The sequence below is a fragment of the Variovorax sp. VRV01 genome (assembly GCF_014852545.1).
Lineage (GTDB): Bacteria > Pseudomonadota > Gammaproteobacteria > Burkholderiales > Burkholderiaceae_C > Variovorax > Variovorax beijingensis_A.
In genome coordinates this window covers 243,352-259,073 of sequence record NZ_JACVBS010000006.1, presented here as the reverse complement: position 1 = coordinate 259,073, position 15,722 = coordinate 243,352, and the positions used below count along the sequence as shown (strand labels likewise).

Below are 15,722 nucleotides of genomic sequence, written 5' to 3'. Positions count from 1 at the left end.
AACGTGGGGCGCCGGGCGCTTTCCGGGTCGGCGACAATGCCGGGCTCCATGGAAACCCTTAACGACTGGCTCGCGCGCGCCGAGCAACTCCATCCCAAGAACATCGAGCTCGGCCTCGACCGCGCCAAGGAGATGGCCGCCCGCATGGGCCTGCGCTTCGACTGCCCGGTGATCACCGTGGCCGGCACCAACGGCAAGGGTTCGACCTGCGCCATGCTCGAATCGATCCTCACGCATGCCGGCTATCGCACGGCGGTTTTCACGTCGCCGCACCTGGTGCGCTTCGAGGAGCGGCTGCGGCTGGCGGGCGAGGCGGTCGATGCTTCCAAACTGATAGCAAGCTTCGAGGCGGTGGAAGTGGCCCGGGGCGACATGCCCCTGACGTACTTCGAGTTCACCACCCTGGGCATCCTGCGCTGCATGATCGAAGAGAAGCCCGACGTGGCCATTCTCGAGGTCGGGCTCGGCGGCCGGCTCGACGCGGTCAACATCATCGACACCGACTGCGCGGTCATCACCAGCATCGACCTCGACCACATGGACTATCTCGGCCCCGACCGCGAAAGCATCGGCTTCGAGAAGGCCGGCATCATGCGCCCGGGCAAGCCCGCCATCGTGAGCGACCCGATGCCGCCGCAAAGCGTGGTCGACCATGCGGCGGCCATCGGCGCCGACCTCTGGCGCTTCGGGCACGATTTCAATCTGTCGGGCGACAAGCAGCAGTGGGGCTGGTCGGGCCGCGGCCGGCGCTACAGCGGGCTGGCCTATCCGGCGCTGCGCGGCGCCAACCAGCTGCTCAATGCCGCGGGCGTGCTTGCGGCGCTCGAAGCACTGCGGCCCCGGCTGCCGATCACCGCGCAGGCGGTGCGCACGGGGCTCGCGATGGTCGAGCTGCCCGGCCGCTTCCAGATCGTTCCGGGCGAGCCCGCGCTGGTGCTCGACGTGGCGCACAACGCCCATGCGGTGGCGGCGCTGGCCGAGAACCTCGACGCGATGGGTTTCTACCCCACCACGCACGGCGTGTTCGGCGTCATGGCCGACAAGGACCTGGCCCCGATCCTCGCGCGCATCGGGCCGATGATCGACCGCTGGTACTTCACCGACCTGCCGACGCCGCGCGCCGCCAAGGCGAGCGATCTGCTCGCGCGCTGGCAGGCGCAGAACGCCCGCACCGACGTCTCCGGCAGCGTGCATGCGAGCCCGATGGAAGCGCTGCGCGCAGCCATCGAGCACGCGGACCCCGCTGATAGAATCGTGGTCTTCGGATCGTTCTTCACCGTGGGTGGCGTGCTGGAGCATGGCACTCCGCGGCTGCAAGCCAAACACCTGCTGCCCGGCGGCTGATCGCCGGCCCGTCCGCACCATCTGGCACACACCTCGCTGCACTCCTTCAGGGATCGAACTTCATGGCGTTTTTCAAGTTCCGCACGCGCGGCCCGCAAGGCAACGAAGGACGCAGCGCACCGGCCGCCGTCCCCGCGGAAAGTGTCGAAACCATGCGTCGCCGTGCGCGCCACCGGCTGGTGGGCGCGGCGGTCCTGGTGCTGCTTGGCGTGATCGGATTTCCGCTGCTGTTCGACACCCAGCCGCGCCCCATTGCGGTCGACATTCCGATCGAGATTCCCGATCGCAACAAGGTCAAGCCATTGCCGGTGCCCGCCACGCCTGCGCCCGCCGCACCGGCGACCGGCGCGGCCGACCCCGGCACCCGCGTGGCCACGGCACCGTCCGGGAGCGGCGGCATGATCACCGAGCGTGCCGACGGCACCGAAATCACCGACTCCGGCAAGCCGGCGGCCAGCACGCCTGCGGCCGAGACGCGGCCCGCGGCCGAAGCCAAGCCGGAGCGCAAGCCCGAGCCAAAACCCGAGCCGAAGCCGGAACCCAAACCCGAGCCGAAGCCCAAGCCGGAAGCCAAACCCGAACCCAAGCCCGAACCCAAGCCCGCAGCCCCCAAGCCGGCCTCGGCCGACGACGGCAACCGCGCGCGCGCCCTGCTCGAAGGCAAGCCGTCCAACACCAGCACCAAGCCCGCCGCGTCCGAAGACGGCGGCCGCTTCGTGGTGCAGGTCGGCGCCTTTGCCGATGCCGACAAGGCCCGCGAAGTGCGGCAGAAACTCGAGAAGGCCGGTCTCAAGACCTATGTGCACGTGGCCAAGACGGCCGATGGCGAGCGCACGCGTGTGCGTGTCGGCCCGTTCGGCTCGCGTGCCGAGGCGGACAAGGCCGCTGAGAAGGTCAAGGGCTTGTCTTTGTCGGCCGCGATCCTCACGTTGTAGTAGCCATCGCCCGCCGCCGTGGCCCTGCTCGACTGGATTGCTGTCACGCTCGTTCTCGTGTCGATGCTGTTCGGCCTGGTGCGGGGCCTGGTGTTCGAGGTGATTTCGCTGGCGGGCTGGGTGGCTGCATTCATTGCCGCCCAGTGGCTGGCGTCGGATGTGGCGGCCTGGCTGCCCTTCGGCGACCCGCAGGCCACCTGGCGCTATCCGCTGGCCTTTGTGCTGGTGTTTGTTGGCGTGGTATTCGGCGTGGGCCTGGTGGCGGCGCTGACGCGCAAGCTGATTGCGGCTGTCGGCCTCAGGCCGGTGGACCGGATATTGGGTGGGGCCTTCGGAGCGGCGCGGGGTGTGGTTGCCCTGCTCGTGCTGGCGGTCATTGTTCATTTGCTGGCGTTGAGCGACAGTGCCTGGTGGCACGAATCGCACAGCGCCAATGTTCTCGATGCGGCATTGCAGGGCCTGAAACCCGCGCTGCCTGAAAAGTTGGCAAGCTACCTGCCCTGAGAGGAATCGTTCATGTGTGGAATCGTCGGCGTTGTCAGCAACGCACCCGTCAATCAGCTGCTCTATGACGCCTTGCTGCTGCTGCAGCACCGCGGCCAGGATGCGGCCGGCATCGTCACCCTGCTGGAGCGCAAGTTCTTCATGCACAAGGCCAAGGGCATGGTGCGCGACGTGTTCCGCACGCGCAACATGCGCGCGCTGCCGGGCAGCGTGGGCCTGGGCCAGGTGCGCTACCCGACCGCGGGCAACGCCTACAGCGAGGAAGAGGCACAGCCCTTCTACGTGAACGCGCCCTTCGGCATCGTGCTGGTGCACAACGGCAACCTGACCAACGCGCATGCGTTGCGCTCGGAGCTGTTCTCCACCGACCACCGCCACACCAATACCGAGAGCGATTCGGAAGTGCTGCTCAACGTGCTCGCGCACGAGCTCGAGCGCGCGTCGCGCGGCGTGCCGCTGAATCCGGCCGAGGTGTTTGCCGCGGTCAAGAACATGCACAAGCGCCTGCGCGGCTCCTATGCCGTGGTCTCGCTGATCGCCGGCCACGGGCTGCTGGCCTTCCGCGACCCGTACGGCATTCGTCCGCTCTGCATGGGCCGCAGTGCCGACGGCACCGTGATGGTGGCCAGCGAATCGGTGGCGCTCGAGGGTTCGGGCCACGTGTTCGAGCGCAACATCGCGCCGGGCGAAGCCGTGTTCATCGACCTGCAGGGCAACGTGCATTCGATGCAGTGCGCCGAGGCGCCCACGCTCAACCCCTGCATCTTCGAGTTCGTCTACCTGGCAAGGCCCGACTCGGTGCTCGACGGCATCTCGGTGTACCAGGCGCGGCTCAACCTGGGCGAAACGCTGGCCAAGCGCGTGGTGTCCACCGTGCCGCCGAACCAGATCGACGTGATCATTCCCATCCCTGAATCGAGCCGCCCGAGCGCCACGCAGCTCGCGCACCTGCTGGGCATTCCGTACCGCGAAGGCTTCGTGAAGAACCGCTATGTCGGCCGCACTTTCATCATGCCGGGGCAGGGCGTGCGCAAGAAGTCGGTGCGCCAGAAGCTCAACGTGATCGCCAGCGAGTTCAAGGGCCGCAATGTGCTGCTGGTCGACGACTCCATCGTTCGCGGCACCACCAGCCGCGAGATCGTGCAGATGGCGCGCGACGCCGGTGCGCGCAAGGTCTACCTGGCCAGCGCGGCACCGCCCGTGCGCTACCCCAACGTCTACGGCATCGACATGCCCACCAAGGACGAACTGGTGGCGCATGACCGCACGGTCGAGCAGATCCGCGAACTGATCGGCTGCGACGCGCTGATCTACCAGGACGTCGACGCCATGAAGCGTGCCATCGGCTCGCTCAACCCCAAGCTCGACGGCTTCGATGCCTCCTGCTTCGACGGCGTGTACGTGACCGGCGACATCGACACCGAAGCCATCTCGCGCATGAACGGCAACCGTCCGCGCGTCGAAGAGACCGAAGAGGATTCTTCGCGCCTGGCGCTTCCCAACCACAGCGAGTGAGAGCAGACGAAGTGACCGACGAAGAACGAACACTGCCGCCCGGGTTGCATCCGGAGACGCTCGCGCTGCGCACCGGGCTCGCGCCGAGCCAGTACGGCGAGCATTCTGACGCGCTTTTCCTGACCAGCGGCTTCGTGCAGCCCGACGCCGAAACCTCGATGCGCCGTTTCGCTGGCACAGAGCCGGGCTTCACCTACTCGCGCACCTCGAATCCGACCGTGACCAGTTTCGAGCAGCGTATCGCGGCGCTCGAAGGTACGGAAGCGGCGATCGGCGCCTCCACCGGCATGGGCGCGATCCTCATGATGTGCATGGGCCTGCTCAAGGCCGGCGACCACGTGGTCTGCTCGCGCTCGGTGTTCGGCTCCACGCTGAACCTGTTCGGCAAGGAGTTCGCCAAGTTCGGCGTCGAGACCACCTTCGTGTCGCAGACCGACGTGGCCGAATGGCGCGCAGCCGTGAAGCCCAATACCAAGCTGCTGTTTGCCGAGACGCCGACCAACCCGCTGACCGAGGTCTGCGACATCCGCGCGCTGGCCGATGTGGCGCATGCGGCGGGCGCGCTGCTGGCGGTCGACAACTGCTTCTGCACGCCGATCCTGCAGCGTCCGGCGGCGCTGGGCGCCGACCTCGTCATCCACTCGGGCACCAAGCACCTCGACGGCCAGGGCCGCGTGATGGCGGGCGCGATCTGCGGTCCCTCGAAGCTCATCGTCGACGTGTTCGGGCCCATCGTGCGCACCGCCGGCATGGCGCTGGCACCGTTCAATGCGTGGGTCGTGCTCAAGGGCATCGAGACGCTCGGCATCCGCATGAGGGCGCATTGCGCGAACGCGATGGACATTGCTCAATGGCTCGAGAAGCAGCCGGGCATCGCACGCGTCTACTACCCCGGGCTCGCCTCGCATGCGCAGCACGAACTGGCGATGCAGCAGCAGTCGGGGCAGGGCGGCGCGGTGGTGTCGTTCGACGTGGTCGGCGACTCGCCAGAGACGGCGCGCGCCAATGCCTTCCATGTCATGAACAGCACGCGCGTGGTGAGCCTTGCCACCAACCTCGGCGACGTGAAGACCATCATCACGCACCCGGGCACCACCTCGCATGGCCGTCTCACCGAGGCGCAGCGCCAGGCGGCTGGCATAGGCCAGGGGCTGATCCGCCTTGCGGTCGGCCTCGAGCACGCCGACGACATCAAGGCCGACATTGCGCGCGGTCTGAGCACCCTGAATCCACGATAACGAAATGACCGGCAAAGTTCGCACCCGCATCGCTCCGTCTCCCACCGGCTTCCTCCACCTGGGCACGGCGCGCACCGCGCTCTACTCATGGGCCTATGCGCGCCACCATGGCGGCGAGTTCGTGCTGCGCATCGAGGACACCGACGTGGCCCGCTCCACGCAGGACTCGACCGACCAGATCCTCGCCTCGATGCACTGGCTCGGCCTGGATTACGACGAAGGCCCGATCTACCAGATGCAGCGCCTCGAGCGCTACCGCGAAGTCATCGCGCAGATGCTCGCGGCCGGCACGGCCTACCACTGCTACTGCACGCCGGCCGAGCTCGACGAGATGCGCGAGGCGCAGCGCGCGCGCGGCGAGAAGACGCTGTACGACCGCCGCTGGCGCCCCGAGCCCGGCAAGGTGCTGCCGCCCGTGCCAGAAGGCGTGCCGCCCGTGGTGCGCTTTTGTAACCCGCCCGAAGGCGACGTGAGCTGGAACGACCTCGTCAAGGGCGAGATCACCATCAACAACCGCGAGATCGACGACCTCATCATCCTGCGGCCCGACGGTGTGCCCACCTACAACTTCGCGGTGGTGGTCGACGACTGGGACATGGCCATCACGCATGTGTTCCGCGGCGACGAGCACATCAACAACACGCCGTGGCAGATCAACATCTTCCGCGCGCTTGGTGCACCGCTGCCTGCGTTCGGCCACGTGCCGGTCATCCTGGGCGACGATGGGCAGAAGCTCTCCAAGCGCCGCGGCGCGGTGAGCGTCACCGCCTATGAAGAGAACGGCTACCTGCCTGAAGCCATGCTCAACTACCTTGCGCGCCTGGGCTGGAGCCACGGCGACGACGAGCTCTTCACGCGCGAGCAGATGGTGAGCTGGTTCGACGGCTCGCACCTTTCGAAGAGCCCCGCGCAATGGGACGCCGCGAAGCTCGCATGGGTCAACGCGCAGTACATCAAGGCCAAGGCCGACGCGGAGCTCGCGCCGCTGGTGGCCGCGCAGCTGAAAAAGCGCGGCATCGAGGCCGACGATCGCCTGCCCGCCATCTGCGCGCTCTTCAAGGACCGCTGCGAAACCACGGTCGCGCTGGCCGAGTGGGCCGCCGCGTTCTACGCGGACGTGACGCCGGGCGAAGCCGACCTCGCGCAGCACGTGACCGATGCGGTGAAGCCCGTCATCGCCGCGCTCGCCGAGAAGCTCGCGAGCGTGACGTGGGAAAAAGCTTCGATCGCCGCGGCCATCAAGGAAGTTTTGGCCGCGCATTCGGTGAAAATGCCCGTGTTGGCCATGCCGGTTCGCGTCCTCGTGATGGGAACACCGCAGACGCCATCCCTCGATTCGGTGCTCGCAATCTTTTCTCGTGAAAAAGTTGTCGAGCGTTTGAAAAGGGCCTGATTTTTCGGTCTATAATTTGAGGCTCGACACCGACGCAGGGTGATTCTGAAAAGAAGAGCCTGAAAGTCAAATGGGGGTATAGCTCAGCTGGGAGAGCGCTTGCATGGCATGCAAGAGGTCATCGGTTCGATCCCGTTTACCTCCACCATCAAAAGTGTCGAGAAGATAAGTGCTGATCGCAGCACGGTTCCTAAGGTTTTGACCCTATCGTCTAGAGGCCTAGGACACCACCCTTTCACGGTGGCTACCGGGGTTCGAATCCCCGTAGGGTCGCCAGTTTCGCGCAAGTGAAGCAGGCACAAGTCGTCAGCACTTGGCTCCGCAAGGAGTGAACGTTGTCTACCAGGAGTGGTAGTTCAGTTGGTTAGAATACCGGCCTGTCACGCCGGGGGTCGCGGGTTCGAGTCCCGTCCACTCCGCCAGTCAAAGAGCGGGTTGCATCAGAAATGGTGCAACCCGTTTTTCTTTGGGCTTCTTCGCGCTATGCGTACGAGCGCTTGATGCCGCCGGGAGCCGAATCCCGGCTCCCACCCAGTCTCGCCTGCAGGAGGGCCAGGAGCGCGAGCACCGGCAGGGCCAGTTCCAGGATTTCCTCGAAGCTGAGCATCAGGTAGCCGCGAAAGGCCGTAGCAGAGCCTGCGTCGACCAAGCCCGGCTGCTCCGCAAAGGAAAAGGGTGCCTGATCGAGGATGATCGCAGCCCCGATGACCGCGACGAAGGTCAGCGAGGTCGTGGCTTCGGGCCGCCATTGCCGCCAGGCGCGCATCGCACGGCTTGCGGACCAGGCGCGTCCGGCCAGCCACCCGGCTGCAATGGCGACGGGCGCGAGGGCGGCCATTGCCGCAAGAACGTGCGAGCGCGGTGCTTCCAGCAAGCTGGTGCCCCAATGCGCCAGATGCCAATCCGCCTCCCGGGCAGCGAACGCAAGAAGCAGGACGCAGATGGCCACGCGGTCCGGCCGCGAGAGAAACGCCACGCGAACCATCAAGACGCACAGCACCGCGGCCAGGTACAGGAGAACCGTGCTTTTCTCGACGGGCCCGTTTTCCTCCAGCACCGCCGGTCCGATCGCCTGCGGCGTGTTCAGGCCGACCCAGGCAGCGGCGAAGACGAACACCAGCACCAGGCATGGCCCGGCCCTGCCGTCGGCCAGGACGCGCAACGGCCGCGCCAGGGTTGCTGCAACGTGGGGAGCGAGCTTGGGCGCAATCGCCTGCATCGCAAACAGCGCCGCGGCAATGGCCGCACCCAGCAGCGCACCTGCCGCGACATCGAACGGAAAATGAATGCCGACATGGATGCGAGCCCAGCCCGTGGCCACGGCCGCGCCAAGAGTGACGAGCCCGACGTCGCGCGTCGAGCGCTGCCGCAGCAGCATGAAGGCCATGGTGAACATCACCGAGGCATGCGTGCTGGGCAGCCCCGCGCGCAGGCCGTGGGGAACGTGCGCAGGGCTCAGCCCCATCATGAAGGGACGGGGCATGCCCACGGAGGCAGCGATCTCCTGCGAGATCAGTGAAGCCGCACCGCCGGCGGCCAGCACCGCCAGCACGCAAGGCCGCTGCGCGACCCGCCGCCACGCGACCCAGGCAAGAACCACTGCACACGCCCACGACGAACCCAGCGCGATGGCCGACGCCAGCTGAAGCATTGCGGGCGAGGGAGCGAAGCCCGCCGCAAGTGCATCGAAGAGGGCGAGATTCAGCGGATGCATCCTTTTTGATTCACTTTCCTTGCGGGTTCGGGTCGTCCACGCGAACGACGTGGCTGCATCGTAAAACGAGCTTCGCCACGCGGCTATGACACAACACTTCTTCGGTCTCGATCAATCGATGCGGTCGACGCCGCACCAGCGCGCCATGAACACCGCCAGCACGGCGCTCACCTGCACCAGGCTGTCGATGGAAACCCACTCGTCGATGCCGTGGATGCTGGAGCCCGTGGGGCCATAGCAGACCGCGGGCGTCTGCCCATAGATGTTGAAGAACTTCGCGTCCGTCGTGCCCGTGAAGGCCGTGGGTTCGAGTGCCTGCCCGACGATGTCCTGGTGGCACTTCGAGAGCTCGGTGACGATCGGCGAATCCAGGTCGAGGTCGAAGCCGTCGGCCTGGAAGCCTTCGTAGATCAGCCGGTAGCGCAGGCTCTCGCGAGCCGGATGCGCGGCGTAGGCGGCAGCCAGCACGGCCTCGACTTCGGCCTTGGCGCGGGCCACGTTCATGTCGGGATAAAAGCCGATGCGGATGTCGCTGCGGCATGCCGAGGGCACCGACGAAGCCCATTCGCCGCCCTGGATCTTCCCGAGGTTGAAGTTGATCGGATGCGCGTGATGCGCGTAGCTGCGATAGCGATTGGCAGGCTCGTTCCAGCGCTGCTCGAGCTTCTTGAGTTCCGAGAAAAGGTACAGCGAGAAGTCGATTGCGCCGACACCGGTCTGGGCCACCGAGGCGTGCACCGGCTTGCCCAGCACCTCGAGCGCGAACCACAGCACGCCCATCTGGCAGGTCATCACGCCGCCGAGCGGCTCGGGGATGATGGCCGCGTCGGCACGGTAGCCCTCGACCAGACAGGCCAGCGCGCCGTTGCCCGTGCACTCCTCTTCCACCACCGACTGAAAGTACACCGGCGATGCCGGTTCGAGCCCGAGCGATTGCAGCGCCGCATACGCCATCGTGTAGGCCGCAATGCCGGCCTTCATGTCGGCTGCGCCGCGGCCGTAGAGCCGGTCGCCCTCGATCACGGGTTGGAAAGGCGGGTGCTTCCAGAGCAGCTCGGCGCCGGTCGGTACCACGTCGATGTGGCCGTTGAAGATCAGCGAGCGGCCCTTCTGCGGCCCGCGGGGCTGATGAATGCCCACCACGTTGGTGCGCCCTTCGTACGAGGCGATGGAGGGCGAGTAGCCCGGATGCCGGCGGATCTTTTGCTCGTCGATCTCGAACTGGTGGACGCGCAGGCCCAGCTTCGCGAAGGACTGGGCCATGAAGGCCTGTGCATCTTGCTCGTGCCCCAGCAGCGAAGGATGCGCAACGAGCTGCTCGAGCATTCGAACGGCCGGCGCGCGCAGCGCGTGGGCGGCCTCCACGATGGCGGCTTCGCTGATCCGGTCTTCGGCGGGCTGGGGCATGGCGTCGGGGCCGCCTGCGTTGGCGGCGCTGGAAGAAGGAGCTTCATTCTTCCACGCCGCGCAGGCGCGTGACGGAACCATGTTGGCTGCGCCCTGGTAATTCTCGCGCGCATGGCCAGGCGGCGCCCAAGGGCTCCAGCCGCCAATCGGCCCAGTCATGGGGCGGCCGATCGGGCCCATCGTTCCTGGATGGCTCGACTTCGCGTAGGCCGTTTTCCCAAGTCGGCTTCAGCGGTATTTTGCGGTCTTAGCATGAGTGTTCGAACAGGCTGCCGAGGCCGCGAAAGAAAGCGCCTCGGCCTTTCCATCGTTCCAGCCAGCAAAGGAGAGCGTCATGCGATCCATCCAGTTCCGAAGCCTTGCGCTTGCGTGTGCCGTTGCAGTGGGCGGTGCCGCGGTGGTGGGCTGCACCACCACGCGGCCCCAGGACCAGGCCAGCAGCGCTTCCACGCGTGCATCGATCGATGCCCAGGTCGACGCCGCATTGTCCAAGTTGTACGGCACGGTCAAGGGCTCGCGCGAGGTTGTTTCCTCATCCAGCGGCGTGCTGGTGTTTCCCGCCGTGGTCGGCGCCAGCATGGGCATCGGCGCCGAATACGGCCGGGGCGCGCTGCGCGTGAACGGCCGCACGCAGGCCTACTACAGCACCACCGCCGGCTCGATCGGCTTCCAGGCCGGCGCCCAGTCGAAGGCCGTGATCTACGTGTTCACCACGCAGGCCGCGCTCGACAAGTTCCGCAACAGCAAGGGATGGACGGCCGGGGCCGATGCCACCGTGGCCGCCGCAACCATGGGCGCGAACGGCAGCATCGACACCAACACGCTGCGCCAGCCGGTGGTCGGCTTCGTCTTGACCAATGTGGGGCTGGAAGCGGGCGTTTCGCTGTCGGGCGCGAAGATCACCGAGATCCGGCTGTAGCCAGCTGCGCCTGCAGTTCGGCGACTTGCTGGCGCAGGCCCTCGTTCTCGGCCGTGAGTTCGGCCACGCGCTGTTCCAGCAGCTGAACAGTGTCGGGCTGCCTGGCGGATGGATCGGCCGGATCCGATTCGGCCGACTCCTCGCGCGGCTTGCGCTTGGCCTCGCGAACCCGCTTGGCGGCCTGCCTGAGTTCGTCCTTGCCCGCATTCGCCGCCGACACCTGCTCTTCGGCAGGCAGGCTCGCCACGGCCGCCGCCGTGTTGATGGAGATCACGCCCGACTTCACGGCCGCCACCAGTTCAGGCGCGGCCTGCTTCTGGATCTTCTCGATCATCACGACCTGGTTGCTGCTCAGCCGCGCGGCCCTCGCGATGGCCTCGCGGCTGCTCAAGGGGGCAGGCGGGGGCAGGACCGCGGCGCTGCCGGCAGACGCCTCGGCAGCGGGCGCATCGGCATCGAAGGGCGCGCCGTCGCCGTCCGACGGCGCCGTCTCGGCCAAGGCGCGCGCACGGCGCTCGTCGACGATGTCTTTCTTCCTGAGTGCCAGCACGCCGCGCAGGAAGTCCGAGATGCTGCGCCGCCCGAGGTGCTGGTCGATCATCCACAGGTGCACGTCCTCGATGGTCTTGAAGCGCGTGTTCTGCACCGTCTGGAACGGCAGCCCGTGCTTCTGGCAGATGCCATAGCGGTTGTGGCCGTCCACCAGCACGTCGCCCCACAGCACCAGTGCGTCGCGGCAGCCTTCGGTGAGGATGCTGCGTTCCAGCGCCTCGTGCTCCTCCGGAGTCAATGGATCGATATAGGCTTTGAGTTCTTCGTTGACGACGATGTTCATGGGGCAGGGATCGGGGAAAGGGGCGGAATTCTAGTTGCGCGGTGGACCCGATCATCCTGCCGTCATGCAGGCGCTCCACCATCGATGAGCGGACCGGCCGATTTCCGGCGCTCGCCTGTCTCGCTTTTGCGTGCTCAAACGTCTAACGGATATGGGACACGAAGAGGGCGGGATATCGGGTTTTTTTGTACCCACAAGTAGTAATAGTTCTCATTTGCATTGAATACTTCAGGAGTAGCGCCTTCATGTTCACCTGTCTGCATCCTCGCCGACGTTCTCTTGGGCGATCCGTGCCCCGCCTCGCATGATGCGAGAGCCGATCGACAGCGCGCTGCACCTTTCGGAGCCCACGCTCGCGGAGGTCTTCATCGCGAATCGTGCTCAGCTCCTGCGCGTGGCGCGAAGAATCGTTCGCACCGCGGAGCTGGCCGACGATGTCGTGCAGGACGCCTACCTCAAGATCACCGACGGCCCTTGCGTACGCAAGGCCGATCGGCCGATCGGCTATTGCTGCCAGGTCGTGCGCAATGTCGCGCTCGACTGCTGCCGGCGCCACACCGTCGAGGCCACCTACCGCACCTTCGATGTCGATGTCGAAGTGCTCGATGTCGCCGGCGCGCCCACCCCCGATCGCCTGATGCGCGAACGCCAGGCGATCCAGGCCATCGACAAGGTGCTCGCCGGGCTCCCAGCGCGCACGCGCCTGGTGTTCGAGCTCTACCGGCTCGAAGGGCTCACCCAGCGCGACATCGCGCAGCGCCTGGGATGCGCGCTTGGACTGGTGAACGGCCTGATTGCCGAGGCGGCGCAGGCGATCAGGGAATGCGGCCGCCTGCTCGAGGACGACTGAGCCTTTGCACGCCCGTGGGCTTGGTGTAGGGTAAAAGCCTTAACCCCCGCGCGACGTGCCGATGTACTGTCGCGTGATGCCTCACACCCTTCACGCATGACACAAGAACAGGACGACCCCATCTGGAGCACCGCTTGGCAGTGGGTGCAGCGCGAGTACGACCACGAGAGCTTCGATGCCCGCGCGCGGGCCGAGATGACGGCCTGGCTTCTTGCCGATCCCCTGCACCGCAAGGCCTACGACAGAGCCGCCCGGCTGTGGCTGCTGGCCGGACTGGTGCCGCCGGCCGCTGCGGAGTGAACAGATCGTGTCCTGAAACGTCTTGTTGATCAGGAGCGACGAGATGGCCAGCCGGCCGTCGACTCGCCTTTCATCCTGTTCAACCGCATAAGGACGCACCCATGTCGACGAGTTGCTTCGATCGCGAAGACGAGACCTTCATCGTTCTGGTCAACCACGAAGACCAGTATTCCATCTGGCCCCACTGGAAGGCCGTGCCGAAGGGCTGGACGGCGGTAGAAGGCGTCAAGGGCGACAAGAAGACCGTGCTTGCCCACGTCGAGCAGAACTGGACCGACATGCGTCCGCGTTCGCTGCGCGAGTGGATGGCGCAGCAGAACCCGGCGACTGGAGGAATCGCAGCCCAAGCCGCGGCGGGTTGACGCGCGTGGACGCGAGCGTCTCGCTGCTGTGCCTGCCTTGTGCGGGCGCCAGCGCAACGATGTACCTGCGCTGGCGGCGGCTGCTGCCGCGCTGGCTCCGCATCGTGCCTGTGGAGTTGCCCGGCCGCGGGGGCCGGCTGTCCGAGCGCCTGGTCCGGAACTTCGATGAGCTCGTTGCGCAGGTCTGCGTGGAGCAGGCCGAGGCGCTGCGCGGCGAGTTCGCGATCTTCGGCCACAGCATGGGATCGTTGCTGGCCTACGGCATCACCCGCCGGCTGCAATCGTTGGGGCGCCCATTGCCGCTTGCGCTGCTGGCTTCCGGCAGCTGTGCGCCTTCGCGGCGCGATCCTGCGCGCTTCGCAGGCAAGACCGACGACGCATCGCTCACGGCTGAGTTGCGCAGGCAGGGCGGAACGCCCGAGGAAGTGTTCGCGAGCGCGGAGCTCATGCGCATCACGCTCGACATGCTCGGCGCCGACTACCGCGTGTGCGAGAGCTTCCGGTACCGCGAAGATGCGCCGCTGCCCATGCCCGTGCATGTCTTTGCCGGGCGCGAGGACGACATCGACGCGGCTTCCGTCCATGCATGGTCGGCCGAGGCGGGGGGTGTCTTCACGCTCGATTGGTTCGACGGCGGCCACTTCTTCATCCGGCAGCGCGAAACAGCATTCCTGGCCGCGCTCACAGAGCGACTCGGCCAGGCCGTTGCAGGAGAGCACCATGCGTCCCGTGTCCTGGCCTGACCCGCGTCCCGCAGGCATCGAGGTCTACCGCCTCGACTTCGACCTGGACGCCGATGTCTCGGCCGAGCGCCAACTGCTGGCATTCGCCGAGCGCGCGCAGGCCGACAGATATGCGCGCACCGCCGACCGCGTGCGCTTCACGGCCACGCGCGCGGCCCTTCGCGGCCTGCTTGCGCGGCGCGTGGGCTGCCAGCCGGCCGACGTACGGTTCGCGGCGGGCCTGTACCGCAAGCCCTTCCTCGACGTGGCCGGTGGCGATGCGACGCTCTTCAACGTCTCGCACTCGGGCGCTCATGCACTCATCGCGCTCGCCGATCCCCGCGTGGTCAGCGCGGTGGGCATCGACATCGAGGCCTGCAGGAGCGACGTCGACGCCGAGGCCGTCGCTTCGCTCGCCTTCACCGGCAGCGAACGCCGCGCGCTGCAGGAAGCCGGCGATCCGCTGCAGGCCCTCTACAGCCGCTGGGTGGGCAAGGAGGCGGTGCTGAAGGCCGTCGGCGTCGGCGTGGCCGAGCACCTTCAATCCATCGGCATCCACTCCGGTGCGAACGGGCGATACGTCCTCGAATGCGCCGTTGCCGAATGGTCCGGTCTTCAAGCCGTGGCGCTCGATGCGCCCACGGGCTATGCCGCCGCGCTCGCGTGGCGTGCCAAGGAATCGACATGAATGAAACGCTCACACGGTTCGTGCGCAGCAAGGCGCCCGCCGGCTCCGACCTCCCGGTCCTCATGACACCCGCGCATGCCGGCGAAAACCTGCTCTCGGCGGTGCAACGCCTGCGTCCGCAGATCGAGGAGTCGCTCCTTGTCGCCGGCGGCGTGCTGCTGCGCGGCTTCTCGGTGCCGGCGGTGGAAACTTTCCAGCAGTTCGCCTCGTCGTTCGGCCATCCGCTGCTGAAGTACGAGTTCGCCTCCACGCCGCGCTCCGCGGTGTCGGCCTCCACCGGCGCAGGTGTCTACACCTCGACCGAATACCCGGCGCACCAGAGCATCCCGCTGCACAACGAGCAGGCCTACACGCGCGAGTGGCCGATGAAGATCTGGTTCCACTGCGTGACCGCCTCGCCCGAGGGCGGCGAGACACCCATTGCCGACAGCCGCGCCGTCTATCGCCGCATGCCCGGGCACATCCGCAAGCGCTTCGAGCCCGGCATCCTGTACGTGCGCAACTTCGGCGAGATGGACGTGCCATGGCAGAAAGTGTTCAACACCGAAAGCCGCGTCGAAGTCCAGGCCTTCTGCGAGCGCTCGGGCATCTCGTGGGAATGGAAGGACGACGGCGGCCTGCGCACCCGGCAGCTTTGCCAGGCCGTGGAGACGCATCCCGTGACCGGCGAGCAGGTGTGGTTCAACCAGGCCCACCTGTTCCACATCTCTGCGCGCGAGGCCGAGGAGCGCGAAGTGCTCGAAGAAATCTACGGCATCGAGAACGTGCCGCGGAACACCTTCTTTGCCGACGGCTCGACCATCAGCGATGAGATCTTCGCAGAGGTGCGCGCCGTGCTCGATGCGGAGACGGTGGCCTTCCCGTGGGAGGAGGGCGACGTGCTGATGCTCGACAACATGCTGGTGGCGCATGCGCGCTCGCCGTTCAAGGGGCCGCGCAAGGTGATCGTGGCCATGGCCGAGCCGCACGGCAATCTGGGCCGCTTCTAGAAAAGCA

16 protein-coding genes and 3 tRNA genes are annotated in these 15,722 nt (G+C 66.8%); 16 read left to right on the top strand and 3 right to left on the bottom strand.

Annotated elements, in window-relative coordinates; translation table 11 throughout:
* The first annotated feature begins 36 nt into the window (after positions 1-36).
* The 9 genes from folC (at position 37) to IB278_RS13345 (ending at position 7,351) form a co-directional block, all read left to right on the top strand.
* Entirely contained in the window at positions 37-1,344 is a 1,308-nt protein-coding gene (gene folC / locus IB278_RS13385) for a bifunctional tetrahydrofolate synthase/dihydrofolate synthase (protein ID WP_192323645.1), read from the top strand.
* 62 nt (positions 1,345-1,406) lie between these two features.
* The gene (locus IB278_RS13380; RefSeq protein ID WP_192323644.1) at positions 1,407-2,279 is read left to right on the top strand and encodes an SPOR domain-containing protein; all 873 of its coding nucleotides are present in this window, start codon (positions 1,407-1,409) and stop codon (positions 2,277-2,279) included.
* An 18-nt stretch (positions 2,280-2,297) separates the two neighbouring features.
* Complete coding sequence (locus IB278_RS13375; RefSeq protein ID WP_145746043.1) at positions 2,298-2,783, top strand: CvpA family protein; 486 nt, start codon at positions 2,298-2,300, stop codon at positions 2,781-2,783.
* Positions 2,784-2,795: 12 nt separating this feature from the next.
* Positions 2,796-4,298 carry an amidophosphoribosyltransferase gene (gene purF, locus IB278_RS13370; RefSeq protein WP_145746044.1) on the top strand — a complete coding sequence of 501 codons (1,503 nt, stop codon included), beginning with the start codon at positions 2,796-2,798 and terminating at the stop codon, positions 4,296-4,298.
* An 11-nt stretch (positions 4,299-4,309) separates the two neighbouring features.
* On the top strand, positions 4,310-5,536 hold the full coding sequence (locus IB278_RS13365) for an O-succinylhomoserine sulfhydrylase (protein WP_192323643.1): 1,227 nt from the start codon (positions 4,310-4,312) through the stop codon (positions 5,534-5,536).
* A gap of 4 nt (positions 5,537-5,540) precedes the next feature.
* Positions 5,541-6,929, top strand: coding sequence for a glutamate--tRNA ligase (gltX, locus tag IB278_RS13360; RefSeq protein WP_192323642.1), 1,389 nt, complete (start codon positions 5,541-5,543; stop codon positions 6,927-6,929).
* A 72-nt stretch (positions 6,930-7,001) separates the two neighbouring features.
* Positions 7,002-7,077: transfer RNA gene (locus IB278_RS13355), tRNA-Ala, on the top strand.
* A 52-nt stretch (positions 7,078-7,129) separates the two neighbouring features.
* A tRNA-Glu gene (locus IB278_RS13350) sits at positions 7,130-7,205 on the top strand.
* Between the two features lie 69 nt (positions 7,206-7,274).
* Positions 7,275-7,351, top strand: a tRNA-Asp gene (locus IB278_RS13345).
* Positions 7,352-7,410: 59 nt separating this feature from the next.
* Here the strand turns inward: IB278_RS13345 and IB278_RS13340 are convergent.
* Together IB278_RS13340 and IB278_RS13335 are read right to left on the bottom strand one after the other, a co-directional pair.
* The gene (locus IB278_RS13340) at positions 7,411-8,481 is read right to left on the bottom strand and encodes a phosphatase PAP2 family protein (protein ID WP_318646682.1); all 1,071 of its coding nucleotides are present in this window, start codon (positions 8,479-8,481) and stop codon (positions 7,411-7,413) included.
* Between the two features lie 273 nt (positions 8,482-8,754).
* On the bottom strand, positions 8,755-10,131 hold the full coding sequence (locus IB278_RS13335) for an ArgE/DapE family deacylase (RefSeq protein ID WP_225612874.1): 1,377 nt from the start codon (positions 10,129-10,131) through the stop codon (positions 8,755-8,757).
* Between the two features lie 253 nt (positions 10,132-10,384).
* Between IB278_RS13335 and IB278_RS13330 the strand changes: the two genes are divergently transcribed.
* The gene (locus IB278_RS13330) at positions 10,385-10,969 is read left to right on the top strand and encodes a YSC84-related protein (protein WP_192323640.1); all 585 of its coding nucleotides are present in this window, start codon (positions 10,385-10,387) and stop codon (positions 10,967-10,969) included.
* Here the strand turns inward: IB278_RS13330 and IB278_RS13325 are convergent.
* Complete coding sequence (locus IB278_RS13325; RefSeq protein ID WP_145746048.1) at positions 10,950-11,804, bottom strand: plasmid replication/partition related protein; 855 nt, start codon at positions 11,802-11,804, stop codon at positions 10,950-10,952. The two genes, IB278_RS13330 and IB278_RS13325, sit on opposite strands and share 20 nt — an antisense overlap.
* A gap of 304 nt (positions 11,805-12,108) precedes the next feature.
* On the opposite strand from IB278_RS13325, the gene IB278_RS13320 reads away from it, so the two are divergent.
* The 6 genes from IB278_RS13320 (at position 12,109) to IB278_RS13295 (ending at position 15,715) form a co-directional block, all read left to right on the top strand.
* Positions 12,109-12,654: a sigma-70 family RNA polymerase sigma factor gene (locus tag IB278_RS13320; RefSeq protein WP_145746049.1), complete on the top strand. Its 546-nt coding sequence runs from the start codon at positions 12,109-12,111 to the stop codon at positions 12,652-12,654.
* Between the two features lie 96 nt (positions 12,655-12,750).
* Positions 12,751-12,954, top strand: a complete 204-nt coding sequence (locus IB278_RS13315; protein ID WP_145746050.1) for a DUF4880 domain-containing protein — start codon at positions 12,751-12,753, stop codon at positions 12,952-12,954.
* Positions 12,955-13,055: 101 nt separating this feature from the next.
* Positions 13,056-13,316, top strand: a complete 261-nt coding sequence (locus tag IB278_RS13310) for an MbtH family protein (protein WP_145746051.1) — start codon at positions 13,056-13,058, stop codon at positions 13,314-13,316.
* Between the two features lie 5 nt (positions 13,317-13,321).
* Positions 13,322-14,059: a thioesterase II family protein gene (locus IB278_RS13305; RefSeq protein WP_192323672.1), complete on the top strand. Its 738-nt coding sequence runs from the start codon at positions 13,322-13,324 to the stop codon at positions 14,057-14,059.
* Complete coding sequence (locus IB278_RS13300; RefSeq protein WP_145746053.1) at positions 14,037-14,726, top strand: 4'-phosphopantetheinyl transferase family protein; 690 nt, start codon at positions 14,037-14,039, stop codon at positions 14,724-14,726. The genes IB278_RS13305 and IB278_RS13300 overlap by 23 nt, the downstream gene beginning before the upstream one ends.
* The gene (locus IB278_RS13295) at positions 14,723-15,715 is read left to right on the top strand and encodes a TauD/TfdA family dioxygenase (RefSeq protein ID WP_192323639.1); all 993 of its coding nucleotides are present in this window, start codon (positions 14,723-14,725) and stop codon (positions 15,713-15,715) included. The genes IB278_RS13300 and IB278_RS13295 overlap by 4 nt, the downstream gene beginning before the upstream one ends.
* Positions 15,716-15,722: the final 7 nt, after the last annotated feature.